The 16,699-nt window shown below is 69.1% G+C and carries 16 protein-coding genes and 2 pseudogenes; 15 read left to right on the forward strand and 3 right to left on the reverse strand.

The features are described 5' to 3' along the window. Window positions 1-54: 54 nt before the first annotated feature. The gene (locus tag Q1J95_RS08130; protein ID WP_300266955.1) at window positions 55-867 is read right to left on the reverse strand and encodes a serine hydrolase; all 813 of its coding nucleotides are present in this window, start codon (window positions 865-867) and stop codon (window positions 55-57) included. 38 nt (window positions 868-905) lie between these two features. Between Q1J95_RS08130 and Q1J95_RS08135 the strand changes: the two genes are divergently transcribed. The 15 genes from Q1J95_RS08135 (at window position 906) to Q1J95_RS08205 (ending at window position 15,464) form a co-directional block, all read left to right on the forward strand. Beyond that, on the forward strand, window positions 906-1,604 hold the full coding sequence (locus Q1J95_RS08135) for a WYL domain-containing protein (protein WP_300266956.1): 699 nt from the start codon (window positions 906-908) through the stop codon (window positions 1,602-1,604). Window positions 1,605-1,850: 246 nt separating this feature from the next. Next, entirely contained in the window at window positions 1,851-2,729 is an 879-nt protein-coding gene (locus Q1J95_RS08140) for a GntR family transcriptional regulator (protein WP_300266958.1), read from the forward strand. After that, window positions 2,726-3,745, forward strand: a complete 1,020-nt coding sequence (locus Q1J95_RS08145; protein WP_300266960.1) for an NAD(P)-dependent oxidoreductase — start codon at window positions 2,726-2,728, stop codon at window positions 3,743-3,745. The genes Q1J95_RS08140 and Q1J95_RS08145 overlap by 4 nt, the downstream gene beginning before the upstream one ends. Then, window positions 3,742-5,337 (forward strand): FGGY family carbohydrate kinase, encoded by a 1,596-nt coding sequence (locus tag Q1J95_RS08150; protein ID WP_300266962.1) that lies wholly within the window; start codon window positions 3,742-3,744, stop codon window positions 5,335-5,337. The genes Q1J95_RS08145 and Q1J95_RS08150 overlap by 4 nt, the downstream gene beginning before the upstream one ends. A gap of 23 nt (window positions 5,338-5,360) precedes the next feature. After that, window positions 5,361-6,245, forward strand: a complete 885-nt coding sequence (gene lsrF, locus Q1J95_RS08155) for a 3-hydroxy-5-phosphonooxypentane-2,4-dione thiolase (RefSeq protein WP_300266964.1) — start codon at window positions 5,361-5,363, stop codon at window positions 6,243-6,245. Next, window positions 6,242-6,610 carry a cupin domain-containing protein gene (locus tag Q1J95_RS08160; RefSeq protein ID WP_300266966.1) on the forward strand — a complete coding sequence of 123 codons (369 nt, stop codon included), beginning with the start codon at window positions 6,242-6,244 and terminating at the stop codon, window positions 6,608-6,610. The genes lsrF and Q1J95_RS08160 overlap by 4 nt, the downstream gene beginning before the upstream one ends. Beyond that, window positions 6,607-7,614: an ABC transporter permease gene (locus Q1J95_RS08165; protein ID WP_300266968.1), complete on the forward strand. Its 1,008-nt coding sequence runs from the start codon at window positions 6,607-6,609 to the stop codon at window positions 7,612-7,614. Before Q1J95_RS08160 ends, Q1J95_RS08165 begins: the two co-directional genes overlap by 4 nt. 41 nt (window positions 7,615-7,655) lie before the next feature. Then, window positions 7,656-8,942, forward strand: coding sequence for a sugar ABC transporter substrate-binding protein (locus Q1J95_RS08170; protein WP_300266970.1), 1,287 nt, complete (start codon window positions 7,656-7,658; stop codon window positions 8,940-8,942). Window positions 8,943-8,950: 8 nt separating this feature from the next. Further along, window positions 8,951-10,471, forward strand: coding sequence for a sugar ABC transporter ATP-binding protein (locus tag Q1J95_RS08175; protein ID WP_300266973.1), 1,521 nt, complete (start codon window positions 8,951-8,953; stop codon window positions 10,469-10,471). A gap of 44 nt (window positions 10,472-10,515) precedes the next feature. Next, complete coding sequence (locus Q1J95_RS08180; protein ID WP_300266975.1) at window positions 10,516-11,016, forward strand: VOC family protein; 501 nt, start codon at window positions 10,516-10,518, stop codon at window positions 11,014-11,016. Window positions 11,017-11,050: 34 nt separating this feature from the next. Then, entirely contained in the window at window positions 11,051-12,352 is a 1,302-nt protein-coding gene (locus Q1J95_RS08185) for a sugar ABC transporter substrate-binding protein (protein ID WP_300266977.1), read from the forward strand. A 5-nt stretch (window positions 12,353-12,357) separates the two neighbouring features. Next, window positions 12,358-13,272, forward strand: a complete 915-nt coding sequence (locus tag Q1J95_RS08190) for a carbohydrate ABC transporter permease (RefSeq protein WP_300266979.1) — start codon at window positions 12,358-12,360, stop codon at window positions 13,270-13,272. A 111-nt stretch (window positions 13,273-13,383) separates the two neighbouring features. Next, complete coding sequence (locus Q1J95_RS08195) at window positions 13,384-14,286, forward strand: carbohydrate ABC transporter permease (RefSeq protein WP_300266980.1); 903 nt, start codon at window positions 13,384-13,386, stop codon at window positions 14,284-14,286. Window positions 14,287-14,388: 102 nt separating this feature from the next. Beyond that, a complete protein-coding gene (locus Q1J95_RS08200) occupies window positions 14,389-14,748 on the forward strand; it encodes a metalloregulator ArsR/SmtB family transcription factor (protein WP_300266983.1) in 360 nt (119 codons plus the stop codon). Continuing rightward, complete coding sequence (locus Q1J95_RS08205; protein ID WP_300266981.1) at window positions 14,745-15,464, forward strand: cation transporter; 720 nt, start codon at window positions 14,745-14,747, stop codon at window positions 15,462-15,464. The genes Q1J95_RS08200 and Q1J95_RS08205 overlap by 4 nt, the downstream gene beginning before the upstream one ends. 402 nt (window positions 15,465-15,866) lie before the next feature. On the opposite strand, the pseudogene Q1J95_RS08210 reads toward Q1J95_RS08205, so the two are convergent. Beyond that, window positions 15,867-16,424 (reverse strand): annotated as a pseudogene (locus tag Q1J95_RS08210) (IS3 family transposase); the annotation flags it as partial. An 82-nt stretch (window positions 16,425-16,506) separates the two neighbouring features. Beyond that, window positions 16,507-16,689 (reverse strand): annotated as a pseudogene (locus Q1J95_RS15695) (hypothetical protein); the annotation flags it as partial. Window positions 16,690-16,699 lie beyond the last annotated feature (10 nt).

A 16,699-nucleotide genomic window follows, 5' to 3' on the forward strand; every position in this document is an offset into this window, starting at 1 on the left:
CGGCGACGCGCTCACGCATCGTCGACGTCGCGTTCGTGTGGCCGAGGCGCCGCGTTACGCCGCTGCCCTGACGGCGAGCTCGGCGACGCGATCGGCGCGGAAGTGGTCGTCGCCCGTGATCGTGATGACGGCATCGCCCGCGAACAGCACGAGCTGACCGCCCGCGCCGTGCAGTCGCCAGGCATCGGCGGGGCCGCGCCAGCCGCCGCCGAGCGCGTAGCCGTCGTAGCCTGGCCCGTCGCCCGTCGCGCTCCAACCGCCGTGCATGGCGTCGATCCAATCGCCCGCGACGACGCGGGTGCTTCCCGTCGTGCCGCGATCGCGGATCAGGGCGCCGAGGCGCGCGACCTCGCCGGTCGTGAGCGCGATGCCGTCGCCCCCGCGCACGTGCCCGAGCGGGCAGCGCTCCCACGAGACGTCGTCGATGCCGAGCGGCTCGAACAGGCGGGGCCTGAGCCACGTCGCGACGTCGCCGACGACCGACGCGAGCACGCGCATCGCGACGTACGTGCTCGCATTCGCATACTGGAACACGCGGCCGCGGCTCGGGCGCGCGAGGAACGCGAGTGCGACGTCGTCGTGGTCGTCGAACATCGTCGGCGACCACGGGAAGTCGACGCCGCTCGTCATCGTGAGCAGGTGCCGCGTCGTCACGCGGCCGACGCCGTCGCCGAGCTCGGCACCCGGGAAGTGCCGCGCGACGGGCGCGTCGGGATCGAGCACGCCCTCGTCGCGCGCGATCCCCACGGCGAGCACTGCGACCGCCTTCGCGATCGAGTGGATCTCCTCCCGACGCTCGGGCGTCCAGCGCCGCGCGGCCACCTCGTCGCCGACGCGCACGTGCACGCCGTGGGCCTGGAAGCCCACCTCGTCGATTGCGTGCGCGACGGCGTCGAGCAGCCGCGGTGGCGCTGCAGAGCATGTCGTCGTCGGGTGTGGATCTCGACGAGGGGGCGTCTCGCGCATTGGCGACCGTGCGGCAGGTGGTGCCGCCGCGGCTGCGGCACCGGATCGACGGCATCCGGTTCACCGATGCGGGGCGGCCGGAGCGCGTCGACCCGACGGTGCTCGAAGCGGTCGGTGCGGCGGTTCGGGAGCAGCGGACGATCCGGTTCGACTACGGCGACGACGTCGACAGGATGCCGAGGCGCGTCGAGCCGCACGCGGTCGTCGCGCGAGGCGGGCGCTGGTACCTCGTGGCCTGGGAGCTGGAGAAGCACGAGTGGCGGATCTACCGCCTCGACAGGATGAACCCGAGAAACCCCGCCGGGGCTCCGTTCGCGCGTCGGCCGATTCCGACGGGCGACGCCCGCACGTTCCTCGCCGCGCGCTTCAAGGGATCCGACGGTGCGGACGCATGGCCGTGCTACGGCGAGGTGGTCCTGCAGCTGCCGGCGGGCGACATCGCTCCGTGGTTGGGCGATGGCGAGATGCAGCAGGTGTCCGACGCCGAATGCCGCGTGCGCGTCGGATCCTGGTCGTGGGCGGGCGTGCTCTCGTGGATCCTGCGCTTCGACGCGCCCTTCACGGTGGTCGGGCCCGAGGAGTTCGTGCGGACGCTGCCGGGGTTCGCCGACAGGATCAGCGGTACGTCACTTGTCTGATACAGCGCCCGGCATCGGGTATTCCGGAGTGTCCGCGCGGGTGAGCATGATGATTCGACTCGAAATAAACACAAGGTAAAACGGCATTTATCAGCGATCCTGAATTACTTCGGGAATCTCTCAACTTGTCTCTACTCCCGGTACAAGTTCGTCGCCACGATAGATACAAGCCGCCGGCAGCGCAGACGCTGACGAGAACGTGACGGCTGTTCGTATCGATGGGGAGACGACTCAGTGACATTGCTGATGACGGAGCTCGATCGCGCTTCCGATGCGCCGATCTGGTTCCAGATGATGCGCGCGATCGAGCGATCGATCGCCGAGGGCGCGTGGCACGAGGGTGACAAGCTTCCGAGCGAGAACGCCCTCTGCACGCACTTCGGCGTATCGCGCACGACGGTCCGCGAGGCCCTGTCTCACCTCGAGACGGCGGGCATCGTGACGCGTCAGCAGGGCAAGGGCGCATTCGTCGCGCACCTTCCCGGGCCCTCGTCGTGGACCCTGCCGTCGGCCGCGAGCCTGCTCGGCGAGTACAGCGAAGACGGCCGCAGCGCCCTCACCTCGACGATCCTGCGGGCCGGCGTCGAGCCGCTGCCGTCGTGGGCCGCCGCCGTGGTCGGCCGCGGCGAGGCGGGCGAGCCTGACGGATACGGGTTCGTGCTCGAGCGCGTGAGGGCGATCGGCGCGCGCACCGCGGTCCACGTCGTCAACTACATGCCCCGCCGCTTCTCCGGTCTCGTGCCGGATCTGCGCGATCCGCGCGCGAGCCTGTACAGCGCGGTCACCCGCATCGCCGGCGTGCGCATCGCCCGCATGCACCGCACGATCGAGGCCGCCGTCGCCGATCGCACCCTCGCCCCGCTGCTCGAGGTCGAGATCGGTCATCCGATCGTCGTTGTCGAGGCGGTCGCCTATGCGAGCGACGGCGCCCCCGTCGACTTCTCCCGCGCATCCGTGCGCACCGACCGACTGCGCGTGAGCGTCGACACCGGGTTCGACCAGGCGGGCATGTCCGGAGCGGATGCCGCCGGGCACTATCCCACGACCAGCACCGCGACGTCAGGTCGCAGCCCGCACGAGCGACGGGCGTCCGCAACGAACCCCTCGAAGGAGCACACATCGTGACGAACCATCGGATCCTCATCATCGGCGACAGCTACATGAACGCCGAGACGTTCCGCGACGCGTTCGCCGCGCGCGGGCTCGACGCGGATGTCGTGACGGTCGGGCTGCACGAGGCGACGACCGACGTCGCGGCGATCCGCGAGTTCGAGGGCGATCCCGCCGAGGTCGCGCAGCTCGTCGCGGGCTACGACATCGTCGCGTTGCACGCCGCACCGATCACCTCCGATGTGCTCGATGCGGCTCCGGATCTGCGGCTCATCGGCTGCGCCCGCGGCGGCCCCGTCAACGTCGACATCGCGGCGGCGAAGGTGCGCGGCGTGCGCGTGACGACGACCCCCGGCAAGAACGCCGATGCGGTCGCCGACCTCACGATCGGCTTCCTCATCTCGCTGCTGCGCAACGTGCCGGCCTCCCTGCGCGACGTCGACGAGCGCGTCCGCACGGGCCGCGCGCTCGCCGAGTCGACCTTCGAAGGGGCGCGGTGGTTCGGCCGAGAGATGAGCACCACGACGCTCGGCCTCATCGGGTACGGCAACGTGGCTCGGCTCGTCTCGGCCCGGGCGCGCGCACTCGGCACCCGGGTGATCGCCTACGACCCGTTCGTCGACGCCGCCACGGTGACCGAGGTCGAGATCGTCACCGACCTGAACGAGCTGTTCACCCGCTCTGACGTCGTGAGCGTGCACGCCCGGGCCACCGACGACAACCGCGGCATGGTCGGCTCCGAGCAGTTCGCGGCGATGAAGGAGGGTGGGCTCTTCATCAACACCGCCCGCGAATCCCTCGTCGACGAGCAGGCGCTGCTCGACGCACTGACCTCCGGGCACCTCGGCGGTGCCGCGCTCGACGTGAACGAGTCCGACGGCCCCTGGCGGGATCTCGTCGCGCAGCCGAACCTCGTGCTCACCCCGCACCTGGCCGGCGCGACCTACGAGACGCTGCGCCGCGGCGCCGACATGCTCGCGTCCGAGGTCGAGGCGTTCATCGCCGGCGACGAGCTGAGGTGGGAGCGATGACGTCGCCCGTCTTCCTCGCGATCGACGCGGGCACCGGATCCGCGCGCGTGCTCGCCTTCGGCGCCGACGGCGAACTCGTCGCGCACGCGCAGCGCGAGTGGTCGCACGCGCCCGTCGACGGTCACCCCGGCGGCTCCTCGTTCGACACGCGGTCGGGCTGGGAGGCCGTCGCCGGTGCGGCGCGCGACGTCGTGGCGGCGCTCGGCGAGGACTACGCCGTCGCGAGCATCGCCGCCTCGAGCATGCGCGAGGGATTCGTGCTCTACGACGAGCGCGGCACCGAGCTCTGGGCGTGCCCCAACACCGACGGCCGCGCGCGCCGCGAGGCCGACGAGCTGCTCGCCGACGGAACCGCCGACGACATCTACCGCATCGCAGGCGACTGGGTGTCGATCACGGCGCCCGCGCGGATCCGCTGGATCACGCGCCACGAACCCGACGTGCTGCGCCGTGCCCGGCACCTCGGCATGCTCAGCGACTGGGTCGCGACCCGCCTCACGGGCGAGTTCACGACCGAGCCGACCTGCGGATCCAGCTCTGCACTGTTCGACCTCGCCGAGCGCACGTGGTCGCGCGAGCTCGCGGAGCGCGTCGGCATCGACCCGCGGATCCTGCCAGAGGTCGTCGAGTGCGGGTCGCAGATCGGATCCGTCACGGCGGAGGCGGCGGAGGCGACCGGGATCCCGGCGGGCACGCCCGTGATCGCCGGCGGAGCCGACACGCAGCTCGCGCTGCACGCGATCGACGCCCGGACGGGGCGTCCCACGATCGTCGGCGGCACGTTCTGGCAGACCACGAGCGTGAGCGACGAGCTGATCATCGACCCGCAGCGCCGCCTGCGCACGCTCTGTCACGTCGAGCCCGGGCACTGGATGATCGAGGGGATCGGCTTCCTGAGCGGGCTCGCCATGCGGTGGTTCCGCGACGCGTTCTGCCCTGATGCCGTCGCCACGGCCGGCGACGAGGAATGCTCGGCCTTCGACGTCATGGAGCGGTGGGCGGCCGAGGTCGAGCCCGGATCCCGCGGCGTGCTCGCGCTTCTGGCCGACACGATGCAGGCCGACGCCTGGCACCACACCGCGCCGACGTTCACCGGGTTCGACATCAGTGACCAGGGAGCCACGGGCCGCGGCGCGTTCGTGCGGGCGATCGAGGAGGCCGCCGCGTACGTCGCGCGCGACCACCTGCGGATCCTCACCAAGATCACGTCCGGCGCCGCGACGGAGACCGGAGAGGTGACGTTCACCGGCGGATCCAGCGCCGGTCGCCTGTGGCCCGAGATCATCGCGGGCGCGACGGGCCTGACCGTGCAGGTCACCCCGGCGCCCGAGGCGACATCGTATGGCGCCGCGCGCCTCGCCGCGAAGGGCGTCGGCGTCGACCTTGCGCCGATGTCGGCGCCGGAACGCCGGATCACGGCGGATCCGTCGGTGCTCGCCCAGTACGACGAGGCCGCGGCGAGATGGCATCGCGCCTACGCGGCGTCGCGCGAACTCGTCTCGGCGGGCGTCGATCCGCTCTTCGTGCCGCCGGGCGCCGCGCGAGCCGCGGGCACCCGTTCCACACCCACCACCGTCGGCGCAGCGCGCTGACCCGTCATAAGGAGACCAGACTCATGGCCGACCTCGAAGGCAACCTCGCCGCGAAGAAGTACTCGCCCCAGACCCCGCTCGCCACGTTCTCGCACGCCGTGCGCGGAGCATCGAACCTCGACTGGGGCATGCAGCACCGGCTCTCGCGCATCGTCAATCCCGAGACGGGGCGCACTGTGATGCTCGCGTTCGACCACGGGTACTTCCAGGGCCCCACGCGGGGCCTCGAGCGCATCGATCTGAACATCGCGCCGCTCGAGGCGCACGCGGATGCGCTGATGTGCACCCGCGGCGCCCTGCGCACCTCGATCCCGCCGGCGACGCAGTCGGGGCTCGTGCTGCGCGCGTCCGGCGGCCCGTCGATCCTCAAGGATCTCTCCGACGAGCACACCGCGATGGCGATGGACGACGCCGTGCGCATCGGCGCCGACGCCGTCGCGGTGCAGGTGTTCATCGGCGGTGAGCACGAGTCGCGCAGCGTGAAGAACCTCACGACGCTCGTCGACGCCGGATACGACGCGGGGATCCCCGTGCTCGGAGTGACCGCGGTGGGCAAGGAGCTCACCCGCGATGCCCGCTACCTCGGTCTCGCGACCCGCATCATCGCGGAGCTCGGAGCCCAGCTCGTGAAGACGTACTACTGCGATGAGGGCTTCGAGGACGTCGTCGCGGGCTGCCCCGTTCCGGTCATCATGGCTGGCGGCAAGAAGCTGCCCGAGCTCGACGCGCTGACGATGGCGAGCCGCGCCGTGCGCGCCGGCGCCGCGGGCGTCGACATGGGCCGCAACATCTTCCAGAGCTCGCAGCCGACGGCGATGCTGACCGCCGTGCGCGCGGTCGTGCACGACGACGCGGATCCGGCCGACGCATACGAGATCTTCCGCGAGGCGGAAGGGGCATCGTCATGACCGCCGAGGTGCTGCGCCCCGCCGACGCGGAGCTGCGCTTCGGCGACTGGGGGCCGGGGTACCTGTCGAAGTCCGATGCCGCCGCCTTCGGCACCGTGGTGCTGCGGCCGGGCGACGCGTTCGACAACCACGCGCACGAGCACCACACCGAGTCGTTCGTCGCGCTCGAGGGCGAGGCGGAGGTGTGGATCGACCGCACCCAGCGCGCCACGCTCCGCGCGGGCGAGGTCCTGCACGCCGAGCCGGGGGAGGAGCACTTCCTGCGCAACGTGTCGGATCGCGCCTTCCTGGCCGTGTTCGTCAAGACCCCGTGGGTCGACGGCGACAAGGTCGAGCGCCCCTGGCATCCGGGAGACACGCGATGAACAGCCGAACGGGAACGACGCCGACGCAGCGCGTCGTCACGCAGCGCGGACGGGGCGAGAAGGCGGCCCGGCTGCGGGCGCAGCTCGTGTTCCTCGCCCCGATCGTCGCGCTGCTCGTGCTGATCGTGTTCTTCGCGATCGCGACGCCGACGTTCCTCACCGCGGGCAACTTCCAGAACCTCGTGCGCCAGATGGCGGTTCTGCTGGTGGTCGCCCTCGGCGCCACGTACGTGGTGCTGATCGGCAGCATTGACCTGTCGATCGGCTCGATCGTCACCCTCACGGGCGTGAGCGCCGCGATGCTGACGACGGCGCTCGGCCCGTGGGGCGCCGTGCTCGGCTTCGTCGTCGGGCTCCTCTGCGGGCTCGTCAACGGCGTCATCCACGTCTATCTGAAGGTGCCGAGCTTCATCGTCACCCTCGGCACGATGTTCGTGTTCGCCGGCCTGGCCCTCATCGTGACAGGCGGGCGGCCGCAGCCGCTGCGCTCGCCGGAGCTGACCGCGCTCTTCGGAGGCGCCGTCTTCGGCGTCGTCCCGACGATCGCCCTGTGGGCGCTCCTCGCGCTCGTCATCGCGATCGTCATCGAGAAGGTGCTCGTGTTCGGATACCGGGCCCGCGCCGTCGGCGATAACGAGACGGTCGCGAAGCTCTCCGGAATCAACGTGCAGCGCGTGAAGCTGCTCGTGTTCGTGGCATCGGGGGTGTTCGCCGCGTTCGCCGGGCTGCTGCTGATGGTGCGCACCAACTCCGCCTCCGGAAGCATGGGCGAGCCGTTCCTCATGGAGGCGCTCGCCGCGATCCTGCTCGGCGGCACTTCGCTCATGGGCGGCGTCGGCGGGCCCTCGCGCACCGTGCTCGGCGTGCTCGTGATCTCGGTGCTCAGCAACGGCATGAACCTCGCGAGCGTGGATCCGTTCCTGCAGCAGACCATCAAGGGCGCCGTGCTGATCGCAGCCGTCGCGCTCACCCTCAACCGACGCGAGCTCTCGAGCGTCAAGTAGCACGCACGCTCATCGTCCGTCCGCACACAAGGAAGTGTCCAATGAATACCTCACACCGCCGTACCTCCCTCGCGCTCGTCGCGGGCGTCGCTCTCCTCATCCCGATCGCGGGGTGCTCGTCCGACGGGTCGGAATCAACCGCGGATCCGGAAGCGCCCACCGTCATGATCCAGGTGCCCTCGCTCGACAACTCGTACTGGGCCGACGTGATGAAGGGCGCCGAGGCCGCCGCCGAGGAGCTCGGCCTCAACTCTGACGTTCAGGTCTACGGAGACTCGACCGACACGCAGCTCAGCCAGATCCAGCAGGCGGGATCGAAGGGCATCGACATGGCGCTGGTCTTCGCGCAGGATCAGGCGTCGTCGCCGACCCTCATCCAGGCCGCGACCGCCGAGGGCATCTTCGTCACGAACGTGTTCTCGAACCAGCCGTGGTCGACGCCCGTCGAGGCCGAATACGACGACCACTACGCCGGATACTTCCTGCCCGACAACGTGACCGACTCGTACAACATGGCCTCCTCGGTGCTCGAGCAGATCGGCGGTGAGGGCGAGGTGCTCCACATCACGGGAACGCCGGGGAACACGACCTCGGAGGAGCGGCAGCTCGGCGTCGACCAGGCGCTCGAGGAGTTCCCGGACGTCGAGCTCGTCGGTCGTGAGAGCGGCGGCGAGAGCCGCGTCGGCACCCAGCCCGTGATCGAGGACCTGCTGACGGCGCACCCCGACATCAAGGCGGTCATCTGCCACAACGACGACTCGGCGATCGCCGTCATCAACGCGCTGCGCGAACGCGGCATGGATGACGTGAAGGTCGGCGGCATCGACGCGATCGAGGAGTTCCTCGACGACATGAGCGCCGGCGGCAACGCGGCGGCGACCGTCGCGATCCACGGATCCTGGTTCGGCGGCTACAACGTCGCGCGCCTGTATGACGCCTACGAGGGCGAGGAGTACACGGCGGCCGAGTCGATGATGTTCCAGGACTCGCTGACGATCGATACGCCCGACGCGTCCGATGAGTACCAGTCGGTCGTCTACGACGCGGATCCGCTGCCGTGGGACTGGACCGCCATGTCGCGCGCCGAGTCGGGTGACGACTGGGACACGCAGATCCCGCTCAGCCCCATCGACCCCGACGACTACTGGGGCCGCATCGGTGAGGACGCGCCCGACGGCTATGAGCTGCCCGAACAGCTCGCGTCCGAGCTCGCCGATGGCGCCGTGGAGTCGGTCTCGGCCACCTACCTCGAGCACGCGGTGGCGAACCCGCTCGGAAGCGTGATCGAGCTCACCCGGTCCGGCGAGTCGTCGCTCGGCCAGAAGTAGGGATCGCCATGACGCAGCTCGAGAAGACGCCGCGCCTCGCGACGCACGGCGTCGGCCGGGTGTTCGATACGACGCGCGTGCTCGACGACGTGTCGATCGAGGTCTTCGCCGGCGAGATCGTGGGGCTGATCGGCGAGAACGGTGCCGGGAAGTCCACGCTCATGGACATCATGTGCGGGGTGCTCGCCCCCACCGACGGCGTCGTGCGGATCGACGGCGACGACGTCGAGCTCGGGACGCTGATCGACGGCGCCGCGCGCGGGATCTTCCGGGTCTTCCAGGAGCAGAGCCTCATCGGGCGGCTGTCCGTCGCGGTGAACCTGTGCCTCGGGGCGGAGGATCGCTTCAGCACCGCGGGTGTGTTCCGGGCCGCGCAGGCCCGGGCGCACGCCCGCACCCTGCTGGACGACCTCGGCCTCGACTACGACGTCGATCGCCCGGTCGGCGACTACTCGTTCGGCGAGCGCCAGCTGCTCGAAATCGCTCGGGCCGTGTCGCTGTCGCGCATCTTCCAGACGCCGCATCCGGTGATCCTGATGGACGAGCCGACGGCCGCGCTGTCGGGCGGAGAGCTCGCGATCTTCTTCGACCTGCTCGTGCGACTGGGCGAGGCCGGCACAGCGTTCGTGTTCGTCTCGCACCGGCTGCCGGAGCTGCTCGACAACTCCGACCGGCTGTACGTGCTGAAGGACGGAAAGGTCGTCGACGAGGTGCCGCCCTCGACGACCGAGGCGCAACTGCACCGCCTGATGGTGGGGCGTGAGCGCGCCGACGATGTGTACCAGAAGTCGCGTCAGTCCGGCCCGTCCGAGAAGGTGCGGCTGTCAGCCTCCGGCGTCAGCGCGCCGGGGCTGCAGCCGACCGACCTCGAGGTGCGCGCCGGCGAGATCGTCGGCGTCGGCGGGCTGCTCGGATCCGGGAAGAACCAGCTCGCGGCGGCGCTGTTCGGCGCGACCGACTCTGCCGGATCCGTGTCGATCGACGGCGTCGACATCAAGCACAGCGTCTCGTCGCGCGTGAAGGCGCGCATGGGATACATCCCGCTGCACCGGCACGCCGAGGGCGCGAGCCTGGGGCTGTCGATCACCGAGAACGTCAACGAGGTGCGCCTCGGCGCGCAGTCGGGGGTGGGGATCCGCCGGCACTCGCGGGAGGTCTCGGAGGCGCGCCGGTGGGCGGAGCGCCTGCGCGTGAGGATGCGATCCGTGGATCAGCGCGTGCGCACCCTGTCCGGCGGCAACCAGCAGAAGGTCGTCTTCGCGAAATGGCTGTCGCAGGGCGCGGAGGTGATCATCGCGAACAATCCCACGCGGGGCGTCGACGCGGGTGCCAAGGAGGAGATCTATCAGCTGCTGCGCGACCTCACGGACGACGGCGCGGCGGTCGTGCTCGTCAGCGACGACCTGCTCGAGCTGATCGGGCTGTCCGACCGGATCCTCGTGATGCACGACGGCGCCGTCACGGGGGAGATCCCCTCGCCGAAGGAACAGCCGGCGAGCGAAGAGGCCGTCGTGGCGCTCATGGTCTGACGCCGTCACTCATACCTGTACGAACCACTCGAGAAGGAAGCAACATGACCGACAACACTGCACCGAAGCACACCATCAGCCAGATCTGCATCGTCGTGCGCGACCTCGAGCGCTCGATGAAGGAGTACAGTGAGCGCCTCGGCTGGGGGCCCTGGAAGGTCTTCGAGTACAAGGCGCCGTTCCTTCATCACACGCACCTGCGCGGGCAGGATGCGGCCTTCACGATGAACGCGGCCGAGACGATGGTCGGCGGTCTCGGTTTCGAGCTGATCCAGCCGACCGGGGGCGCGTCGATCTACCAGGAGTTCCTCGATGAGCACGGCGAGGGCGTTCAGCACATCGCCGTCATGAAGCACGACGCCGAGGAGGCCGAGGAGCTCGTGAACGACCTGGGCGCACCCAAGGTGATGGGCGGCCGCACGGCCGACAGCATCGAGTTCTACTACCTCGACTCGCAGCCCGAGCTCGGCGTCGTCATCGAGAGCGGCAGCGGCCACGCGATCGACATCGAACCGACCCGCGTCGTCGATTACCGCAAGGGGTGAGCGGGCTCCGCTCACCGAGACGAAAGGAAACATGATGACTATGCAAAGACGCAGGTCGTCTCACCGCCTCATCGCGGTCGCCGCGCTCACCGCTGGTGCGATCGTCACCGCCGGGTGCTCCGGCACGCCGTCCGGCGATGAGAGCGCAGGAACGCTGAGCGTGCTGATCGCCGCCCCGCAGGAGGGCGCCGGGAAGATCCTCCAGGAGGAGTTCGAATCGACGCACGACGATGTCGAGGTGGATGTCGAGGTCGTTCCCTACGACCAGATCCAGTCGAAGGTGACCCTCGACGCGCAGTCGGGAACGGGCGCGTACGACGTGATCCAGTACTGGTATCCGACGGTGGGCGCGCTCGCCGAGGCGGGCGCGCTGGCCGACATCACCGACTGGGTCGAGGGCGATGAGGACATCGATCGTCCCGACTTCATCGATGCCGTCTATCAGCCGTACACCCAGTACGACGGCAAGACGTACGGTCTGCCGATCGACGGCGACACGCACGTGCTCTTCTACAACAAGGAGATCTTCGAGCGCAACGGCGTCGAGGTGCCGACGACGTGGGAGGAGTACGCCGACGTCGCTCGCACCATCACCGAGAACGAGAGCGCCGACGGGGTCTACGGCACGGCGCTGCTCGGATCCAAGAGCGCGTTCAACATCGGATCGTCGTTCTTCAACCGCCTGGCGACGATGTCGAGCGATCCCATCGACTCCGCGCTTCCGCAGCTCGACAGCGATGTCGCCGTCGAGGCCGCGCAGGCGATGCTCGACGTGTCGGAGTACGCGCTGCCGAGCCCGCTCGAGATCGGTTTCGAGCAGGCCCTGCCGCAGTTCCTGGCGGGCAAGGTCGGAATGATGGAGTTCTGGACCGACCTGGGCGTGTTCGCGCAGGATACCGAGCAGTCGCAGATCGTCGACGGCTGGGGCGTCGCGCCGCTGCCGCTCGGCCCTGAGGGATCCGTCTCCGGTGCGCTCAACGCCGGGTGGGCGATGGGGATCAGCCCGAACGCGGCAGATGAGGATCTCGCGAAGGAGTTCGTGTCGTTCGCCTCGTCGGCCGAGACGAACGAGATGCTCATCACCACCACCGGGTCGGGCATCGACCCCACCCGCACGTCCACGCTCGAGAGCGCGGACTACGCGGAGCTCGTGCCCGAGGTGGCCGAGGTGAACGCGCAGGTGCTGCCGAACGCGCAGTCCTGGCCGACGAGCCCGGCCGCACCCGAGATGATCCAGGTGCTCGGCGACAACCTCGCGCTGATGCTGCAGGGCAATCTCAGCGCCGAGGAAGCCGTGTCCAAGACCTGGGACGCGTGGCAGCCGCTCGCGGAATGAGCATCGTGTCCACGCGCACCAGGCAGGTCGCCCGGCGCCCCGCGCGCCGGGCGACCTGGACGGGGCGGGCGATGCTCGTTCCGGCGGTCATCGCCGTCGTCGTGATCGCGGTCTACCCGCTCGTGTTCAGCATCGCGGCGTCGGTGTCGGATTCGAGTCTCGGGCAGCAGTTCACGGAGTGGGTGGGCGGCGAGAACTACGCCGCGCTGTTCTCGGACGGCGTGACGCTGCCCTCGCTCGTGCGATCGGTCGTGTTCGCGCTCGCGTCGGCGGTCATCGCCCTCATCGGGGGTGCGGCCGTGGCGCTGTGCCTCGACGTCGCCGTGAGGTCAGGGCGCGTGCTGCGCGTGCTCCTGCTGCTGCCGCTCATGACCCCGCCGGTCATGGTGGGGGTGATCTGGCGCCTCATGCTGGCACCGACCGGAGGGCTGTTCAACAACGCGATCCAGTCGATCGCGCCGGGGTCCGAACCGATCCTGTTCCTCGGATCCAGCCCCGCAGCGATGATCTCGGTGATCGTCGTCGACGCGTGGCAGTGGGCGCCGTTCTGCGCGCTGCTGGTCTTCGCGGCGCTGCAGACGCTGCCGTCGGAGGTCTACGAAGCGGCGCAGGTCGATGGCGCGGGCACCGTGCAGGTGTTCCGGCGGATCACCCTGCCGCTGCTGCTTCCCGCGCTGTTGACGACGCTGCTGCTGAAGGTCGTGCTGTCGTTCAAGGTGTTCGACCTCGTGTTCGTGATGACGGGCGGCGGCCCGGGATTCGACACGACCGTGTCGAGCTACGACATCTACCGCAGCGCCTTCCAATCGTTCGACATCGGCATGGCGGCCGCGCAGACCGTTGTCTTCCTCGTGCTCGTCACGATCGTGATCGTGCCGCTCAACGCTGTGCGGCACCGCGCGCAGAAGGGGGCGTCGTGAGCAGTTGTTTCTTGGAACCCGACGTTCTTGACGACGTCGCACGCACGGGGCGCCTGACGTGCCCTGGCCGCGTTGCACGCGTGCGAGACTTCGTGCGCGGAAAGGCACATCGTGACTCTTCTTCCTGACTCGACTGCGCAAGGCGACGCGACGCGCACGGTGGTGCTCCCCGGATCCGCGCCTCGCCGCGCACGCCGCTCCTCGTCTCGTGCGGTCTCTGCCGCGAAGTGGATCGTGCTCGTCATCGCGATCGTGCTGGCGATCACGCCGATCCTGTATCTCGTGGCGACGTCGTTCAAGTCGCCCGACGACATCCTGTCGACGCGGATCCTTCCCGCGCGCTTCGCGGTGGGCAACTGGGCGTCGGCGATGGCGAACTGGCCGATCTTCACGTATCTCGGCAATTCCCTCCTCGTCGCCGCCGTTGCGGTCATCGCCGCGCTCGTGATCGCGGTGCCGGCGAACTACGCGATCGCGCGCCTGCGCGTCGGCGGCGGACAGACCCTGCTGCTGATCGTGTCGGCGTACATCGCGCCGCCGGTCGTGGCGATCGTTCCGCTGTTCCTGCTCGTGCGCACGGTCGGGCTGATGAACTCGCCGCTTGGCCTCGGCGTCGTCGAGGGGCTGATGCTCACCCCCGTTGCGGTATGGCTGCTCGACGGCTTCTTCCGGGGGATCCCGGAGGAGATCGACGAGGCGGCGCAACTCGACGGGTGCGGACCGATCCGAACGCTGATATCGGTTCTCGTGCCGCTGATCGCGCCGGGTCTCGCGGCGGTCGGGATCATCGTGTTCATCCTCGTCTACAACGATTTCCTGATCCCGCTGCTGCTGACGCAGACAGGCGACGCGCAGACGCTGCCGGTCGGCATCGCGCTTATGCAGGGCGGCCGCGAGGTGATGTTCGGCCAGATGGCGGCGGCGAGCCTGACCGGGATCATCCCGGTGTACCTGCTGGCGCTGTTCGCGCAGAGGTGGCTGATCGGAGGCCTGACGCAGGGGAGTGTGAAGTGAGGGGGCGGGTGTTCCTCTGGGTAGTTCCGACTGTCAGGAAGTCGCGTATTCGTCGTCTTAACGGGTCGACAATTGTTCAGCGGCAACTGTATAGTTCACCGTATGCTGACCATTGCATCACGACTCGATGTCATGAACCGGCTCGGCCGAGCCATGGCCGATCCGACACGTTCCCGGATCCTGATGACCCTGCTCGACGGGCCGAGCTATCCCGCGGTTCTGTCGCGAGACCTGGAACTCACCCGGTCGAACGTGTCGAACCACCTCGCCTGCCTGAGAGACTGCGGCATCGTTGTGGCGGAGCCGGAGGGTCGGCAGACGCGTTACGAGATCGCCGATCCGCATCTCAGTGCCGCGCTCACCGCACTCGTGGACACGACGCTGGCGGTCGATGAGAGCGCGCCGTGCATCGATCCCGCATGTTCGATTCCCGGCTGCTGTGATGTTGGAGACGTCCGGTGACAGCGGTGGCAGTCGCACCCGAGCGGCGCGACGTGCTGCGCCGGCGTATCCGGATCGTCGTCGTGATCACGATCACGTGGAACATCATCGAGGCCGCGATCGCCCTGATCGCCGGGGGCGTGGCGTCCTCGGCCGCGCTCATCGGGTTCGGTCTGGATTCCATTGTCGAAGTGCTCTCGGCAGCGGCCGTCGCGTGGCAGTTCGCAGCGCCCGATCCCGAGACACGAGAGAAGGTCGCGCTGCGGGTGATCGCCGTGTCGTTCTTTGCGCTCGCCGCCTACGTGAGCGTCGATGCGGTGCTGTCGCTGTTCGGACTGCGCGAGCCTGAGCATTCACCTGTCGGCATCGTGATCGCGGCGCTGAGTCTGATCGTCATGCCGTTCCTCAGCTGGTTCGAACGCCGCACTGGCCGAGAGCTCGGATCCGCGTCGGCGGTCGCCGACTCGAAGCAGACGCTGATCTGCACGTATCTCTCGGCGGCGCTCCTGGTCGGCCTGCTGCTCAACGGTCTGCTCGGCTGGGTCTGGGCCGACTCGGTTGCCGCGCTGGTGATCGCTGTCTTCGCGGTCCGCGAAGGCATCGAGGCGTGGAAGGGCGACGCCTGTTGCGCCGCGCCAGTCGCGGTACTCACCGGGGAACGGGAAACTGAGACCTGCGAGGACGGGTGCTGTGCAGTCGGCGCTGCTCCTGGTCCGCGGCGCACCGAGCCCATGTAGGGGTTGAACAGAGCTTCGCGCAGTCCGTCCAATCGCCGCAGGCGAGGCGCGACCATGCGGCTGCGGAGGCGGGGCGATGCCGAGCAGGTCGGAGCCGATCTGTGGGCGCAGTTACGGGTGAGCTCGATCTATGCCGTCGTTCGGGCGCTTGCTGCGCGAAGAACCTGCTCGCGACGTCGGCGACTGAGCGGGCCGGGTGTGAGTTGGAGCCCAGGGTGCCGGCCAGGGAAGAGCCATCTTTCGGCGCGATGCGCGAGTGCGGCCCGTACGTTCTCGAGAGACTTCACCACATTGCGGGAGGCCACCCGGGATGGGGTGGTTGTTCTTCGTGTGGCGCCCGGTAGGCCGGGTATGCGCGGGTGCTTCGGAGGGCGTGAGGAACGAACTGGTGACAGGTTCGGTTTAGGCCGCGAGTGTGAGCGGCTCGGCTAGCTTGGCTTCGAACTCGATGGGCGTCAAGCCGCCGAGAGTGTCCTGTGCTCGTTGGCGGTGATACTTCCGCTCGATCCAGACCACGATCGCGAGTCGCAGTTCTTGTCGGGTGGTCCACCGCTGCCGGTTGAGGGCGTTGATCTGCAGGAGCAACCAGAAGCTCTCCATCGCGGCGTTGTCGCCCGCGGCGCCGACTCGGCCCATCGAACCGACCATGTCGTGCCGGCGCAGTTTCCGGGCCATGGCGCGGCTTCGAAACTGGCTGCCCCTGTCGGCATGCAGGATGCATCCGGCGACCTCACCGCGGCGCGCGACAGCATTTCGGACGGCGTCGACGGCGAGTTTCGCGGTCATCCGATCTGAGATCGAGTACCCCACGATCCGGTTGGAGAACACGTCCTTGATCGCGCAGCAGTAAAGCTTGCCTTCGCTCGTCGTGCGGTGCTCGGTGATGTCCGTGAGCCAGAGCCGGTTCGGTGCATCGGCCCGGAAGACGCGTTGCACGTGGTCGTCGAACACGGCGTGGGCCGGCCTTCTTCCCCTTCCCGCGTCGCCGGCGTTGCGCGGACGAGAGAATCCCCGCCTGCGAGCACAGCTTCCACGCCGTCCGGCGACTCATCCGCCACCCCGCTCGGCGTGCTTCGTCAGCGAGGTATCGGTAACCGAACGTCGGGTCCTCGTGGTGCGCATCATGCAGCGCGTTGATCCGATACGCGCGGAGCACGTCCGCGTCCCGGACGGGGCGTTGCGCCACCGGTAGTAGGGCTGGCGGGCGAGCTTCAGAACCCGGCACGACACCGTCA

It is taken from the genome of Microbacterium sp., assembly GCF_029263575.1.
GTDB lineage: Bacteria > Actinomycetota > Actinomycetes > Actinomycetales > Microbacteriaceae > Microbacterium.